At 65.2% G+C, this 15,283-nt stretch carries 15 protein-coding genes and 1 pseudogene; 11 read left to right on the forward strand and 5 right to left on the reverse strand.

The window, feature by feature from the left end:
• Window positions 1–235, forward strand: a 235-nt coding sequence (locus E4K64_RS00005) for an integrase core domain-containing protein (protein WP_135161597.1), incomplete at its 5' end; no start/stop codon positions are given.
• Window positions 236–287: 52 nt separating this feature from the next.
• Window positions 288–1,331, forward strand: a pseudogene (locus E4K64_RS00010) (carboxylesterase family protein); the annotation flags it as partial.
• Between the two features lie 20 nt (window positions 1,332–1,351).
• Here the strand turns inward: E4K64_RS00010 and E4K64_RS00015 are convergent.
• Window positions 1,352–1,531, reverse strand: a complete 180-nt coding sequence (locus E4K64_RS00015; RefSeq protein ID WP_126255372.1) for a hypothetical protein — start codon at window positions 1,529–1,531, stop codon at window positions 1,352–1,354.
• 155 nt (window positions 1,532–1,686) lie between these two features.
• Between E4K64_RS00015 and E4K64_RS00020 the strand changes: the two genes are divergently transcribed.
• Window positions 1,687–2,481, forward strand: coding sequence for a DODA-type extradiol aromatic ring-opening family dioxygenase (locus E4K64_RS00020; RefSeq protein WP_135161598.1), 795 nt, complete (start codon window positions 1,687–1,689; stop codon window positions 2,479–2,481).
• A gap of 97 nt (window positions 2,482–2,578) precedes the next feature.
• Here E4K64_RS00020 and E4K64_RS00025 read toward each other — a convergent pair whose 3' ends face one another.
• From E4K64_RS00025 to glgC, 3 genes are read right to left on the reverse strand one after another with little or no spacing between them, the layout of a single operon-like run.
• Window positions 2,579–2,839, reverse strand: coding sequence for a SemiSWEET transporter (locus E4K64_RS00025; protein WP_126255374.1), 261 nt, complete (start codon window positions 2,837–2,839; stop codon window positions 2,579–2,581).
• A 36-nt stretch (window positions 2,840–2,875) separates the two neighbouring features.
• Complete coding sequence (gene glgA / locus E4K64_RS00030) at window positions 2,876–4,330, reverse strand: glycogen synthase GlgA (RefSeq protein WP_135161599.1); 1,455 nt, start codon at window positions 4,328–4,330, stop codon at window positions 2,876–2,878.
• On the reverse strand, window positions 4,327–5,589 hold the full coding sequence (gene glgC, locus E4K64_RS00035; RefSeq protein WP_135161600.1) for a glucose-1-phosphate adenylyltransferase: 1,263 nt from the start codon (window positions 5,587–5,589) through the stop codon (window positions 4,327–4,329). Before glgC ends, glgA begins: the two co-directional genes overlap by 4 nt.
• 331 nt (window positions 5,590–5,920) lie before the next feature.
• Here glgC and E4K64_RS00040 point away from each other — a divergent pair, with 331 nt between their 5' ends.
• Window positions 5,921–6,340, forward strand: coding sequence for a hypothetical protein (locus E4K64_RS00040; protein WP_135161601.1), 420 nt, complete (start codon window positions 5,921–5,923; stop codon window positions 6,338–6,340).
• A gap of 127 nt (window positions 6,341–6,467) precedes the next feature.
• On the opposite strand, the gene E4K64_RS00045 is transcribed toward E4K64_RS00040, so the two are convergent.
• Entirely contained in the window at window positions 6,468–7,445 is a 978-nt protein-coding gene (locus E4K64_RS00045) for an ABC transporter substrate-binding protein (RefSeq protein WP_135161602.1), read from the reverse strand.
• A 477-nt stretch (window positions 7,446–7,922) separates the two neighbouring features.
• On the opposite strand from E4K64_RS00045, the gene E4K64_RS00050 reads away from it, so the two are divergent.
• From E4K64_RS00050 to E4K64_RS00080, 7 genes are all read left to right on the forward strand, one after another.
• The gene (locus E4K64_RS00050) at window positions 7,923–9,023 is read left to right on the forward strand and encodes an ABC transporter substrate-binding protein (RefSeq protein ID WP_135161603.1); all 1,101 of its coding nucleotides are present in this window, start codon (window positions 7,923–7,925) and stop codon (window positions 9,021–9,023) included.
• Entirely contained in the window at window positions 9,001–10,023 is a 1,023-nt protein-coding gene (locus E4K64_RS00055) for an ABC transporter permease (RefSeq protein WP_135161604.1), read from the forward strand. Before E4K64_RS00050 ends, E4K64_RS00055 begins: the two co-directional genes overlap by 23 nt.
• On the forward strand, window positions 10,017–10,808 hold the full coding sequence (locus E4K64_RS00060; protein ID WP_135161605.1) for an ABC transporter ATP-binding protein: 792 nt from the start codon (window positions 10,017–10,019) through the stop codon (window positions 10,806–10,808). Before E4K64_RS00055 ends, E4K64_RS00060 begins: the two co-directional genes overlap by 7 nt.
• Window positions 10,802–11,974, forward strand: coding sequence for an acyl-CoA dehydrogenase family protein (locus E4K64_RS00065; RefSeq protein ID WP_135161606.1), 1,173 nt, complete (start codon window positions 10,802–10,804; stop codon window positions 11,972–11,974). Before E4K64_RS00060 ends, E4K64_RS00065 begins: the two co-directional genes overlap by 7 nt.
• 21 nt (window positions 11,975–11,995) lie before the next feature.
• Entirely contained in the window at window positions 11,996–13,096 is a 1,101-nt protein-coding gene (locus E4K64_RS00070; RefSeq protein ID WP_135161607.1) for an LLM class flavin-dependent oxidoreductase, read from the forward strand.
• A complete protein-coding gene (locus E4K64_RS00075) occupies window positions 13,093–14,031 on the forward strand; it encodes an ABC transporter substrate-binding protein (RefSeq protein WP_135161608.1) in 939 nt (312 codons plus the stop codon). Before E4K64_RS00070 ends, E4K64_RS00075 begins: the two co-directional genes overlap by 4 nt.
• 348 nt (window positions 14,032–14,379) lie before the next feature.
• On the forward strand, window positions 14,380–15,225 hold the full coding sequence (locus E4K64_RS00080) for a CmcJ/NvfI family oxidoreductase (protein WP_135161609.1): 846 nt from the start codon (window positions 14,380–14,382) through the stop codon (window positions 15,223–15,225).
• The last annotated feature ends 58 nt before the right edge of the window (window positions 15,226–15,283 follow it).

Here is a 15,283-nt window from a genome sequence, read left to right on the forward strand (position 1 = left end):
CATCAGTATGGACGGCCGGGGCGCCTGGCGGGACAACGTGTTCGTTGAGCGGCTGTGGCGCAGCGTCAAATACGAGGAGGTGTATCTGCGGGCCTACGACAGCGTCAGCGACGCTCGCGCCTCGATTGGCCGCTATCTGGACTTCTACAATTGCCGCCGTCCACATTCGAGCCTTGACGGCAGCACACCGGATCAAGCCTACTTCACCCCGCTGCCGCTCCGCACGGCAGCCTAACCCCGGCAGAGGCTCCACTTATCGACGCGGATATTCTGTTCAGACAACCGGGGCCAGCTCAGGCCTCATCGTCGTGACCGCCAATTATCGCCTCGGCGCGCTCGGCTGGCTCGTCGATCCCGCGTCGTCGGAAGGTGGTTCGGGCAATTACGGCCTGATGGACCAGATCGCCGCGCTGCATTGGGTTCACGACAACATCGCGGCCTTCGGCGGCGATCCTGACAACGTCACCTTGTTCGGCAGCGGCACCGGTGCGACGTCGATCGCGCTCCTGATGTTGTCTGCGCAAGCGCGCGGTCTGTTCCAGAAGGCCATTTTGCAATCGATCCCCGCCCGCGCGCATCTGCGCTCGGTGCAGGAGGCGGAGGCTGTCGGCCGGCAGTTCGTGACTGCGCTCGGATCGCAGGCGGATTTGCGCGGCGTCGAACCGCGACGCCTGCTGGCCGCCCAAAGCCGTCTGTTGCAGACCTCGCGGCGCGGCTTCGCGCCGATGAGGGATGGAAGTCTGGTGACCGAGGACATTGCCGCCGGCTTTGCGGCCGGGCATCAAAGCCGTATTCCCCTGATCATCGGCTCGAACGACGACGAGACGGGTTTCGACAGCGAGCTCGACATCAAGGAGGAGGTCGCATCGTCAGGCATCACCAGCGACGAACTGCGCGAGCTCTATCCCGGCCTCGCCGGGCCGTCAGAGCATGCGGCAAGGTTCTATACCGACAAGGTCTTTTCCGAGCCCGCACGATTGCTGGCCCGCCTGCATGCCGCAGGCGGCGCAGCCACCTTTCGCTATCGCTTCGCCTATGTGCCGGAGGCGCGGCGCGCCAGTCCCGAAGGCGGACACGGGCGCGAGTTGCAGTTCATTTTCGGTGCGGAGGGCGTGCCCGGGGCGGGCATCTTCTCGCGGGGCGATCGCAAGCTCGCAAGCCGCATGCGATCCTATTGGATCAACTTCGCCAGGAGCGGCGATCCCAACGGTCCAGATCTGCCGCATTGGGACGCGGAGGCCGGTCGCGATCGCCTGTTGCTGATGACGAACGACGGCGTCGCGAGCGGCGACGATCCCTTGGCGGAGCGTCTGGACCGGCTCGCGCGCTAGCGCGATAAAATGAAGTGGACTTAAGCCGCGAGCTCGACGCGCGGGGCGGGCGTCAGCCGGTCTTCCTCCAGATAATCCATCGCGCCGTCCTTCTCGACGGCGTAGAATTGCTGGCCTTCCCGCGACTTGAAGGCGGCGCGCACGATGCCGCGGCGGCCCTTGTCGCTGTTGACGACGTCCCCCAGCGCAAACTTCCTCATCTCACGTCTCACTTGTCTTCAGGCCGACTGCTTCGGCCCCGCCTGGGATTTTGGGCGGCAAATCGTTAACGACTTGCTAACCATGCCGGTTTGCCTATGCTCGCCGCCGGTCGCGCGGGCACTGGCGCGCGCATTCTTGCCGATGAGACGAGCCCATGACGCGATTTCCGACGCTCTTCCTCTCGCATGGCGGCGGTCCCTGGCCGTTCATGGAGGACAGGCGGGTGCAATATGCCAAGACCGCCGCGGAGTTCGGCCGGCTGCCGCAGCTGCTCCCCGAAAGGCCGAAGGCCGTGCTCGTCATCACCGGCCATTGGGAAGCCGACGCCTTCACCGTGTCGACCTCGGCGCACCCGCCGATGGTGTACGATTATTACGGTTTCCCCGAGCATACCTATCATCTCAAATATCCGGCTCCGGGCAGGCCCGAGCTCGCCGCGCAAGTGAAGGCGCAGCTGACGCGTGCCGGCCTCGATTGCCGGGAAGATCCCAATCAGGGTTTTGATCACGGTACCTTCGTGCCGCTCGGCTTGATGTATCCGAACGCCGACATGCCGATCGTGCTGCTCTCGCTGAAGTCTGCGTACGATGCGGCCGAGCACATCAAGGCCGGCGAGGCGATCGCCTCGCTCCGTGACGAAGGCATTCTGATCGTCGGCAGCGGCCTGACCTATCACAACATGCGCGGCTTCAACCGGCCGGAGTCCAAGCCCGTCTCCTACGATTTCGAGGCCTATCTGAACGAGGCGATCAGCAATCCGGAGCCGGCCCGCCGCAACGCCATGCTGGTCGATTGGGAGAGTGCACCGAGTGCGCGCCTGGCGCATCCGCGCGAAGACCATCTGCTGCCGCTGATGGTGGCCGCCGGCGCCGCCGGCAGCGATGTCGGCAGGCGCGTCTTCGTCGACGAAGTCGCGGGTGTGGCGATGGCGTCGTATGTGTTTGGGTGATTTCGTAGGGTGGATTAGCGAAGCGTAATCCACCATCGGGCCGCAATTAAGGTGGCGGATTACGCCTTCGGCTCATCCACCCTACGCAGCAACAACCTCACCCGTATCTCAGCTTCATCACCAGAATGCCGCCGGCGAGCACCATGGTGACGGCGTTGGCGGCGACCAGCGGGGCGTCGCCCGAGAGCAGGCCGTAGATCAGCCAGAGCGCGAGGCCCAGCACCATGACCAGGAACATGCCGAGCGAGATGTCGCCGGTGGAGCGGGTCTTCCACACCTTGATGGCCTGCGGCGCGTAGGCCACGGTGGTGCAGGTAGCGGCGGCAAAGCCGATCAGCTTGATGACGAAGGGGTCCATGCCGGCTCTATAACATGGATTCGCCGATGGTCATCTTCAGGCGCGCGCCGCCATCAGATCACGATACAGTGCGGCATAGTCGCCGGCGCGGCCACGCCAGGAGACGTCGGTCGCAAGGCCGTTTCGTTGCAGCCGGCGCCAGGTCTGCTTGTCGTGGAAGGCGGCGTTGGCCTTGCGCAAGCTGCCGGCGAGGGCATCCGCGGTCACGGGAGCGAACTTGAAACCAGTGGCGTTGCGGCCGGAGGCGTCGGCCTCGCCGATATCGACGATGGTGTCCTCGAGCCCGCCGACGCGCGAGACGATCGGGACGGCGCCATAGCGCAGCGCGCAGAGCTGGGTGAGGCCGCAAGGCTCGAAGCGCGAGGGCACGATCAGCGCGTCCGAGCCGGCCTGGAGCAGGTGCGCCAGGATTTCGTCATAGCCGATCGCGACGCCGATGCGGCCGGGATTGGCGCGGGCCGCGGCCTGATAGCGGTCCTGGAGATCGCGGTCGCCGCTGCCGAGCAGCGCGAGCTGCATGCCTTCGCGCAAGATGGTCGGGATCGCCTCGAGCAGGAGATCGAGTCCCTTCTGCCACGACAGCCGGCTGATGACGCCGAGCAGCGGCGCCTCGTCCGAGGAATCGAGGTTGAATTGCTGCTGCAGCACCGCCTTGTTCGCGGCCCGGAACGTGAGATCCTCGGCGCCGTAGCGGTAGGCGATGTGGGGATCCTCCTGCGGATTCCACACCGAGATGTCGATGCCGTTGAGGATGCCGCTCAGCACGTCGCTGCGTGCGCGCAACAGGCCGCCGAATCCCATGCCGCCTTCGTCGCTCTGGATCTCCCGCGCGTAGGTCGGCGATACCGTGGTGATGCGGTCGGCGAATTGCAGGCCGGCCTTGAGGAAGCTGATGCCGCCGAAATATTCGAGCTCATTGACGTTGAAGGTGTGCCAGGGCAAGCCGATCGATCCGATCAGCTCGGGCGCGAACTTGCCCTGATAGGCCATGTTGTGGATGGTCATCACGGTGGCGGGCCGCGGGCGATTGTCATAATGCAGATAGGCCGGAGCGAGCCCTGCCTGCCAGTCGTGGGCGTGCACGATATCGGGCACGAACGCGGGCACGAGGCCGTGGCCGATGTCGGCCGCGACGCGCGACAGCGCCGCGAAGCGCACGCCGTTGTCGGGCCAGTCGACGCCTTCAGTGGTGACGTAAGGATTGCCCAGCCGCGCGTAGAGGTGCGGCACGTCGAGCACGAACAGGTCGAGCCCCTCGTGGAAGCCCGCGAGCAGCCGTCCGGGACCGCCGAAATAATCCGGCCAGCTGCGGATCTCCGCGGCGCCGGAGACCAGTCGCATCACGTCGGGATAGCCCGGCATCAAGGTGCGCATCTCGACGCCGTGCGCCTTCAGCGCGATTGGCAGCGCGCCGGCGACATCGGCGAGGCCGCCGGTCTTGACGATGGGATAGACTTCCGAGGCGACCGCGAGGACGCGAACAGGCATCATCTATTGAGCCCGTCGATCATCGGCTGGGTGATCAGCGAGATACCCTGTTCAGTGGTGCGGAAGCGCTTTGCGTCGAACTCGGGATCCTCGCCGACGACGAGGCCTTCGGGGATCTCGACGCCACGGTCGATCACGACGTTCTTCAAGCGAGCCCCGCGGCCGACATTCACATAGGGCATGATAACCGCGTTCTCGACATTGGCGTAGGAGTTGATGCGCACGCCGGTAAACAGCAGCGAGCGGCGCAGCGAGGCGCCGGAGATGATGCAGCCGCCGGAGACCAGCGAGCTCACCGCCTGGCCGCGCCGGCTCTCCTCGTCATGGACGAATTTGGCGGGCGGCGTGATCTCGGCGTAGGACCATATCGGCCAGGCGCGGTCGAACAAATCGAGCTCCGGCACCACGTCGGTGAGATCGATATTGGCGGACCAGTAGGCGTCGACGGTGCCGACGTCACGCCAATAGGCGCCGTTGTTGCGGCTGGAGCGGACGCAGGAGGTCGAGAACTGGTGCGCGATCGCGCGGCCGTTCTTGACGAGGTAGGGAATGATGTCCTTGCCGAAATCGTGGTTGGAGTCCGGGTCCTCGGCGTCGCGCCTGAGCTGGTCGAACAGGAATTTTGCGTTGAAGACGTAGATGCCCATGCTGGCGAGCGAGACGTCCGGCTTGCCCGGCATCGGGGGCGGATCTTTCGGCTTTTCCAGAAACTCCTGGATCCAGCCGTTCTCGTCGATATGCATGATGCCGAAGCCCGAAGATTCCGTGCGCGGCATCTCCAGGCAGCCGACGGTGACGTCGGCGCCGCTCTCAACGTGCTGGCGCAGCATCACCTCGTAATCCATCTTATAGATATGGTCGCCGGCCAGCACCACGATGAAGCGGCAGGCGTGGGATTCGATGATGTCGATATTCTGGTAGACCGCGTCCGCCGTGCCGACATACCACATGTTCTCGGAGACGCGCTGGCTTGCGGGGAGGATGTCGAAGCTCTCGTTGCGCTCGGGGCGGAAGAAGTTCCAGCCCATCTGAAGATGCCGGATCAGGCTGTGTGCCTTGTACTGGGTGGCGACCGCGATGCGGCGGATGCCTGAATTGACGGCATTCGACAGCGCGAAATCGATGATGCGGGACTTGCCGCCGAAATAGACGGCGGGCTTGGCGCGCCGGTCAGTCAGTTCCAGGAGCCGGCTGCCGCGTCCGCCAGCGAGGACGAACGCCAGCGCCTGACGGGCGAGCGGTTCACTACCCACGGCACTCATGTCATCCTCCCACTCACGCCCGGCGCAGGCCGAGGCCATTTGTCGCGAGAAGCCCCCGCGCCCTTGGAACCGATAGTAACGGTACGCATAGTAAATCGTGAAGTAGGTTGTTGGTTGCGAAGGCGGGAAGCTTAATGCTTTGCCTTCGGCGCCGAGCTTCGGCATCGCGGCGGCGGCGGCGGGTGTTCGGGCGCTTCGCGTGCCGGCGGCCCTCGAGGCAGGAAGGAGACTTGTGCGCCGCACGCAAATCCGGGCTTTGACTTAACGCAACGATGCCCGATCATGACGCTGCGATCCTTTTCCAAGCGAAACGTCAACAGGAGTTAAGACGATGAGGTTCTGGAAAACGGCAATTGCCTGTTCGCTGGCCGGTGTGGTCATCGCCGGCCAGATCCAGCAGGCGGCGGCAGCCCCGCTGCCGACCAACGTCGCGACCATGAAGGCCGCGGTCGGCGACGACGTCACGCCGGTGCATTGGCGCGGCGGCGGCTGGGGACTTGCCCTTGGCGGCCTCGCGGCCGGCGCAATCATCGGCGGCGCCATCGCCGGCGGCTCACCCTATGGTTATTATGGCGCACCGTATTACGGCGGCTACGGCTATGGTTATGCCCCCGCCTATTACGGCGGCTACGGCTACGCGCCGGTCTATGCCTACCCGCGCTATTATCGGCCCTATCGTCCGTATTACAGCTATGGCTATTACCGGCCCTACCGGGTCTATCACCGACACTATTACCGCCGATATTGGTGAGCGCCCGCGCGCGGTTAGAGCGAGAGCCAGACGATCAGGCTCATGCAGGCGAACTGCATGAGCACGATCGCGGCGAGAAGCAGCGGAGCGGCTTTGGGGCCAATCCTGGGCATCCCGCCGCCTCCGCCTAGTTCGATCCGGCCGCGGCTGTGAAGCTGCGGTCGACGGCTTTGCTGACGTCGAGCTTCTTCGGCAGGATGCCGTAGCGGGTCGAGCGGTCGGACGCTTCCTGCACCTCCTTGACGACGTTTTCGTCGATTGCGATCGGACTGGTGCGCTGCGCGGTGTAGGCCGACAGCAGTACGTCTTCCGGCAGCTTGGTCAGTTCAGCCGTGTTTTTGGCGTACTCGGCAAGATGATCCAGCGACCATAGCCGCGCCTTGTTCAAGCGCTGCACCAGGTCTTGCACCGCCGCGCGCTTGGTGGCGATGGCGTTGTCGGAGGCGACGATGAAGGTGATGGTGGGCGTCAGTCCTTCGCCGTCAGCGATCACCCGTGCCTTGTCCTTCAGCGTGGCGAACGACACGTAGGGCTCCCACACCGCCCAGGCGTCGATCGAACCGGCGACCAGCGCGATCTTGGCGTCGACCGGGCCGAGCGGCGCGAAGGTCGCATCCTCCAGCTTGATCTGCGCCTTCTCCAGCGTCGCGTCGATCAGGAACTGGCCCCAGCCGCCGCGGGTGCCGGCGAGGCGCTTGCCTTTGAGGTCGGCGGCCGACCTGATCGGCGAATCCTGACGCACGAGGATCGCCTGCGTCCTGGCATCCGAGCGCGTGCCGCCGATCGCCTTGATCGGCGCACCGGCCGCATAGACCGAGAGGAAGGAGAGGTCGCCGGTATAGCCGACGTCGAGCGCACCGGCGTTGAGCGCTTCGAGGATCGGAGCGGCCGCCGGGAATTCCGACCATTCGATCTTGTAGGGCAGGTCCTTTGCGTAGCCGGAAATTTCGAGCAGCGAGCGGTTGCCGCCCTTCTGGTCGCCGACGCGCAGCACGACGCTGTCGGCGGCAAGCGATGCAGGCGCGGTCGACAGCGTGATGGCGGCGGCGAGCAGCGATGCGGCGAGCCGGCGCGTGATGGAATGATCGTGAGAGTTGATGCTCATGTAGCCTGTCTTGGTGCTTGCTTGTGACTTTGGCTCACGACGCGTGAGCGAGCGATGTAGCGAGACGATCAAGTCTATGACCGAGCGATGCGCAGTCAATGAAATGGCCAACCGTATTGCGCGCGCGATCAGCAATGACGTTTCAGCGAAGCGTCGATTTCGAGAATGCGCACTGTGCGCTGCCGAAGATACTCATGAATGCAGCGAGCGAAGGAGTCGCGGTTCACCTCGCATGCCGAAAATCCTTTCATCGCTACCGCATGTGCCGATGGAGAGAATGACTTCGCTTCGCGTCACATTCGAAATTCCATTTCATTGACGATGCAGCGCGCGCGCCGCATGATTTGCGCATCGCATCAACACCGCGCGAAAGGCGCGGCGGGAAAACATTCTCTCAACGCAGCTCCGCACGGAACATGCGCAACGTGAACCGTTGCGTACATGGCGGAGCCGTGCCAGCGCAGGAGCCAGGGGCCGATGAACAACGAGAACGAGCGCAGCGGATCGACACTCGACCGCCGCCATTTGCTAAAGGCGGGGCTTGCCGCCGCCTTCGCCGCGCCGCTCGGCGCATTGGGCGCGCAGGCCCTTGCACCGCGCGCCATCGCGCCCGGCGTCGACTTCTCGGAATTCCCGCTGTGCCGCACGGCATCGGATGCGCCGGCGCTCGCCGGCGCGCCGCGCAAGCTGAAACTGTCGTGGAATGCTGGTGCGGTCTGCCTGGCGCCGGTTCCGGTCGCTATCGAGCACGGCTTCTTCCAGAAGCACAATCTCGACGTAGAGCTCGTCAACTATTCCGGCTCGACCGACCAACTGCTCGAGGCGATCGCGACGGGCAAGAGCGATGCCGGTCTCGGCATGGCGCTGCGCTGGCTGAAGCCGTTGGAGCAGGGCTTTGACGTCAAGATCGCCGCCGGCACCCATGGCGGCTGCATGCGCGTGCTCTCGCGCACCGATTCCGGCGTTGGCAGGCTCGCCGACCTCAAGGGCAAGATCGTCGCGGTCGGCGATCTCGCCGGTCCCGACAAGAACTTCTTCTCCATCCAACTGGCAAAACTCGGCATCGATCCGATCAAGGACGTCGACTGGCGGGCCTATCCCGGCAATCTTCTCAACGTCGCCGTGGAGAAGGGTGAGGTGCAGGCGTTCCTGTCGTCCGATCCGCTCGCCTATCTCTGGCTCAAGGACAGCCAGTATAAGGAAATCGCCTCCAACCTCGACGGCGAATTCCGCGAGAAGAGCTGCTGCATCCTGGGCCTGCGCGGCAGCCTCGTACGCGAGGAACCTCAGGTCGCGCGCGCCATCACCCAGGCGCTGCTCGATGCCGCGATGTTCAGTTCGCAGAATGCGGCGCTCGCAGCAAAATCGTTCCAGCCCTATGCGCCGAAGGCGGCTTCGCTGGCCGATCTCGAGGGCATGGTGCGCTACCACACCCACCATCATCATCCTGTCGGCGACGTGCTCAAGCGCGAGCTGAAAGCCTATGCCGACGATCTCAAGAGCGTGCAGGTCTTCAAGCAGAGCACCGACACGGCCAAATTCGCGGAGCGCATCTATGTCGACGTATTCGCTGTCTGACGGCCTCGCCTCCGGCGCGCCGCGCCTCTCCCGTGCACCGTTGCTTGCAAGTTGGATTCGGGTATCCGGCGCCGGAATCCTCGCCAGCGTCGCCTGGATCGCCTTCGGCCTGTCTTGCCTGTGGTGGGCGGATGTCGGCGACTGGTCGCGCACGCACTCGCTCGGCATTGCCGCGTTGGTCATCGCAGCCATCGCGCTGTTCGGAACCGTCGGCGCCGACTATCTCGGTTCGGCCGGCAAGGCGTTGCACAAGCGCGCGCCATGGCTGGTTGCGCTCGGCATGTTCCTGTGCGTGTGGGAGGTTGCGACGGCAAAGTTCGCCTGGCTGCCGCTGCCGTTCTTCCCGCCACCGCAGGCGATCATCGAGGTCTATACCGACGACCTGCCAAAACTGCTCGACAGCGTCTTCGCGTCGGTGAAGCTGCAACTCGGCGGTTATCTGATCGGCGCGACCGTCGGCTTCCTGACCGGCGTCTCGATCGGTTGGTCACGCGCGGTCGGCTATTGGGTGCATCCGGTGCTGCGGTTCATCGGCCCGTTGCCGGCAACCGCCTGGCTGCCGATCGCCTTTTTCACCTTCCCGTCGAGCTGGAGCGCCTCGACCTTCCTGATCGCGCTGGCGACCGGTTTCCCCGTGACCGTGCTGACCTGGTCGGGCGTCGCGAGTGTCAGCAACGCCTATTACGATGTCGCGCGCACGCTCGGCGCCAAGCCGTCCTTCCTGGTGCTGAAAGTCGCGATCCCCGCGGCGCTGCCGCATGTGTTCGTCGGCCTGTTCATGGGGCTCGGCTCGTCCTTTGCCGTGCTCGTCGTCGCCGAGATGATCGGCGTCAAAGCCGGGCTCGGCTGGTACCTGCAATGGGCGCAGGGCTGGGCCGCCTACGCCAACATGTACGCGGCGTTGATCGTGATGTCGCTGCTCTGCTCCGGCGCGATCACACTGCTGTTTTCAATCCGCGATCGGCTGCTGGTCTGGCAGAAGGGGACCGTGAAATGGTAGCTCTCGCCGAAGCGATCACGCATCCTGCCGCTGGCGCCGCGCTCGATATCGAGCAGGTCGGCCATGCCTTCGACATCGATGGGACCGAATTGCCGGTGCTGAGCGATGTCAGCATCTCGGTCGAGCCCGGCGAGTTCGTCGCTCTGCTCGGCCCCTCAGGCTGCGGCAAGTCGACCTTGCTGCGGCTGGTTGCCGGCCTCGACAGGCCCAAGGCGGGGACGCTGCGGGAGGACGAGGCTCGCATCACCCGGCCGCATCCTTCACGCGTCGTCGTGTTCCAGGATCCGACCCTGTTTCCCTGGCGGTCGGTCTGGGACAACGTCGCCCTGGGCCTCGAGGCCCAGGGCATTTTGAAAAGCCAGCGTCACCGCGTCGATGCCGCGCTCGATCTGGTCGGCCTGTCCTCTTTCCGCAATGCCTATCCGCACCAGCTCTCCGGCGGCATGGCGCAGCGCGTCGCGCTGGCGCGGGCGCTGGTCAACGATCCCAAAATCCTGATTCTCGACGAGCCCCTGGGCAAACTGGACTCGCTGACCCGCATCACCATGCAGGCCGAACTCGTCGCGCTCTGGCAGCGCAAGGGCTTTACCACGCTGTTGGTGACGCATGACGCCGAGGAAGCGCTGGTGCTCGCCAACCGCGTCATCGTCTTCAGCGACCGCCCGGCGCGGGTGAAGGCCGACATCCGCGTCGACCGGCCCTATCCAAGGCATCGCGGCGATCCGTATCTGGCCGATCTGCGTCGTCAAATTCTCGGCCTCCTGGGATTGGATGCAACATGGTGACTCCCGTTGCCAAAGGGCGCGTGCCCTACGGCGAGCCTGATTTCATCGCGCGCGCCGAGGCGCTGGCGACGGGCTTCGCCGCCCGCGCGGCCGAGCATGACCGCACCGGCAGCTTCCCGTTCGAGAATTTTCGAGAATTATCGGAAGCCGGCCTGTTGTCGTTGACCGTACCGGCGGCCCATGGTGGGTCCGGCGCCGGGGCACTATACGCCGCCCGCGTGATCGGCATCATCGGCAAGGCCGATCCCTCGACCGCGCTGGTGCTGGCGATGCACTATATCAATCACCTCGTGATGACGCGCAGCCCGACCTGGCCGGCCCGGCTGTCGCGCAAGCTCGCGCGTGAGAGCGTCGAGGGCCTCGCCCTCGTCAACGCGCTGCGCGTCGAGCCGGAGCTCGGCTCACCCGCCCGCGGCGGCCTGCCTGCGACGGTCGCGCGGCGCACCGAGACCGGCTGGCGCCTCACCGGCCACAAGATCTATTCGACGGGATCGCCGATCCTGAAATGGTATCTCGTTTGGGCGCGGACCGACGAAGCCGAGCCACGCGTCGGGCAGTTCCTGGTTCCGGCGGGCCTGCCGGGCACGCGCATCGTCGAGACCTGGGACCATCACGGCCTCCGTGCCAGCGGCAGCCACGACGTCATCTTCGACGACGTCGTGATCCCGCTCGATGCCGAAATCGATGTGCGCAAGCCCGCCGACTGGCGCGGACCCGATGCGACGCAGGCGACCGTCCACACGGTGTTCGTGGCTGCGATCTATGACGGCGTGGCCCGTGCCGCGCGCGACTGGTTGATCACGTTTCTGAAGCAGCGCGTTCCCGCCAGCCTCGGCGCGCCGCTGGCCAGCCTGCCGCGGGGGCAGGAGATCCTCGGCGCCATCGAGGCGCGGCTCGCCGTCAATGCGCGGCTGATCGACACGTTTGCGCGTGATTTCGATGATGGCGTGCAGCTCTCCGCGAGCGAGTCCAACGTCGTCAAGCTCACCGTGACCAACAACGCCGTTGCCGCGGTGGAGGACGCGCTGTCGCTCGCCGGCAATCACGGCCTGTCCCGCGCCAATGCGCTGGAACGGCACTATCGCGACGTTCTGTGCGGACGCGTGCACACGCCTCAGGACGATTCCACGCGCATCGGCCTCGGCCGCGCCGCGCTGGGATTCTAGGACATCAACAGGGAGACGATTATGTCGATCGAGTTCATCGGCTTCATCAGCAACAACCATTCGTCCGAGACCATCGTCCGTGAAGGGCCGGCCCTCAACCCAACCCACATCGAGACTGTGGCGAAGGCGCACGAGAACGCCGGCTTCGACCGTGCGCTGCTGGCGTTCCATTCGACGTCACCCGACGCGCTCCAGGTGGCTCAACACGTGCTCAACACGACTTCCCATCTCAACGTGCTGATCGCACAGCGACCGGGCTTCACCGCCCCGACGCTGCTGGCGCGCCAGTTCGCCGTGCTCGACCAGTTTTCGCGCGGCAGGGTCGCCCTGCATGTCATTACCGGCGGCAACGCCGCCGAGCTGCGGCAGGACGGCAACACACTCGATGACAAGGACGAGCGCTACGCCCGCACTTCCGAATTCCTCGACGTGCTCAAGCTGGAATGGACCAGCGACAAGCCCTTCACCTACAAAGGCAGGTACTACCAGGTCGAGAACGCGTTCTCGCAGGTGAGGCCCTATCGTCCCGACGGCATTCGCATCTATTTCGGTGGCGCCTCGGATGCGGCGATCGATGTCGCCGGCAAGCATGCTGACACGTTTGCGCTGTGGGGCGAATCCTACGCCCAGGTGCGCGACGTCACCTCCCGCGTGCACAACGCCGCGGTCCGGCAGGGCCGGCCAACGCCGCGCTTCAGCCTGTCGGTGCGCCCGATCATCGCCCCCACTGAGAAGCAGGCCTGGGAGAAAGCCGAGGAGATTCTGGCGCGCGCCACGGCGCTCCAGGACAAGACCGGCTACCGCAAGCCCGCCGACGGTCACGCCACGGCCGGTGCGCGCCGGCTGCTCGCGCTTGCCGACCAGGGCAGCCGCATCGACAAGCGGCTGTGGACCGAGATCGCAAAGCTCACCGGCGCCAACAGCAACACCACCGCGCTGGTCGGCACGCCCGAGCAGGTCGCCGAAGTCTTCGGCGATTATTACGACCTCGGCATCAGCCATTTCCTGATCCGCGGCTTCGATCCCCTGATCGATGCGATCGAATATGGGCGCGAGCTGATTCCACTGACGCGCGAACTCGTCGCCAGGCGGCAGGCCGTTCGCGGGGAGGCCGCCGAATGATCCGCCTCATGCTGGCAGGCGCGCTGCTGTTTGCCTCTTTCGAGCCCGCGGCGGCGCAAACCACCTTGCGCGTCGGCGACCAGAAGGGCAATGCGCAGGCCGTGATGGAAGCGGCCGGTGTGCTCAAGGATGTGCCGTACAAGATCGAGTGGAAGGAGTTTCCGGCGGCAGCTCCTTTGCTGGAGGCGCTCGGCGCCGGCGCGATCGAGACCGGGCTCGTCGGCGACGCACCCTTCACCTTCGCCGCCGCGTCCGGCGCGCCGGTCAAGGCGATCGCCGCCATCCGCCAGACCCGCGAGGGCCTCGCCATCCTTGTGCCGGAGACTTCGCCGATCAAGAGCTTCGCCGATCTGCGCGGGAAGAAGATCGCGACCGGCCGCGGCTCGATCGGCCATCAACTGATCCTCGCCGCGCTCGAGAAGAACGGCTGGAGCGCGGGCGACGTGCAGATGGCGTTCCTGGCGCCGTCGGATGCCAAGATCGCCTACACGCAAGGCTCCGTGGACGCCTGGTCGACCTGGGAGCCCTATGTGAGCCAGGAAGAGGTGCTGTTCAAGTCGCGCCGCATCATCACCTCGGAAGGGCTGACGCCAGGCCTGAGCTTCCAGGTCGCGCGGCCCGACGCGATCCGCGACAAGCGCGCCGAGCTCACCGACTTCATCCGCCGCCTCACTGCGGCACGGGCATGGTCGCTGAACAATATCGACAGCTATGCCGCGACCTGGAGCAGGCTGATGAACATCCCGACTGCCGTGCCGCTGAACTGGCTCTCCCGTGCAAGAATTCGCATTGCGCCGATCGACGATGGCGTGATCGCGGACGAGCAGAGCACGATCGATCTCTATTTCCGCTGGGGCCTGATCAAGCAGAAGCTGGACGCCGCGGAGATCGTCGATCGCTCGTTCACGGACGCGATTGCGAAAGCGGGTTTGTAGCTCCAAGGCACGCTCTCGTGTCCCGGACGCGCTGCAGGTCCGTCGTCATTCCGGGGCGCGACGAAGTCGCGAGCCCGGAATCCATTCATCGACAGACATTGCGGCTCGATGGATTCCGGGCTCGCCCTTCGGGCGCCCCGGAATGACGACTGTGGGTGTGAGAGCTCACGAGTCACTCAAGCATTCGTGAAGCGGGACGAGCACGTTCCAGCGCAATCGCCTTCTTCGAAACATTCCTTCTGCATTCTCTCCGCCCGGCAGCACCCTCATTGCTATTTGCACCGCAGCTCTTGCGGCACGGTGCACGCCCGCAGAAATCAATCCAACGACCACATCGGGAGACCGGCCATGGGCCTGCAAGAAACAAAAATCGAATCGCTACCCTTCGTCACTGCCGAGCTCAACTATCTCGCGCCTGTTGCGGGCAAGCCGCGCACCTACGCCTTCGATCCGCCGCCGGGCGAGCCGAAAAGCACGGCGCTGGCCGAGCCGCATCGGGTGCCGATCTTCGATGCGCGGCTGATCGCGAACAATGTCTCGCTCGATCGCGAGGGCTTTGCGCTGGTGCGCCATCCAACGCAGGTGAAGGATTTCTATGACGATGCTGAGGTGAGGGCGGTCTACTATCCCGCCGTCGAGGCGTTCCTGCGCGCGACGCTGAAGGCCGATCGCGTCGTGATCTTCGACCACACCGTGCGCAAGCGTGTCGAAGGCGCGCCTGACATCCGCGGCGGCGGCCCGCGACAACCGGCGACGCGCGTGCACGTGGACCAGACCGACGTCTCCGGCGCCAACCGCGTGCGCGAGCATTTGCCTGACGAGGCCGAGGAGCTGCTCAAGGGCCGCGTGCAGGTGATCAACCTGTGGCGGCCGATTCGCGGGCCCTTGCGGGATTCGCCGCTGGCGATGGCCGACGGCACCACGGTGGCGCCTGACGATCTCGTCGCCTCCGACCTGATCTATCCCAACCGCCGCGGCGAGACCTATTCGGTGAAGTACAATCCCAACCATCGCTGGTTCTATTTCCCCGAGATGACGCCGGATGAGGCGCTGCTGCTAAAGTGCTACGATTCAGCAACCGACGGCCACACGCGTTTCGGACCGCACACGGCGTTCGTCGATCCCACCACGCCGGCCGATGCGGCGCCGCGCGAAAGCATCGAGGTCCGAACGCTGGTCTTTCACCGGTCGTAACAAACTGTGATGACCCTGCCGGGCTCTCCCGGCAGGGTTCCGGGAACTTGAAGGAACA

The sequence above is a fragment of the Bradyrhizobium frederickii genome (assembly GCF_004570865.1).
Classification (GTDB): Bacteria; Pseudomonadota; Alphaproteobacteria; order Rhizobiales; family Xanthobacteraceae; genus Bradyrhizobium; species Bradyrhizobium frederickii.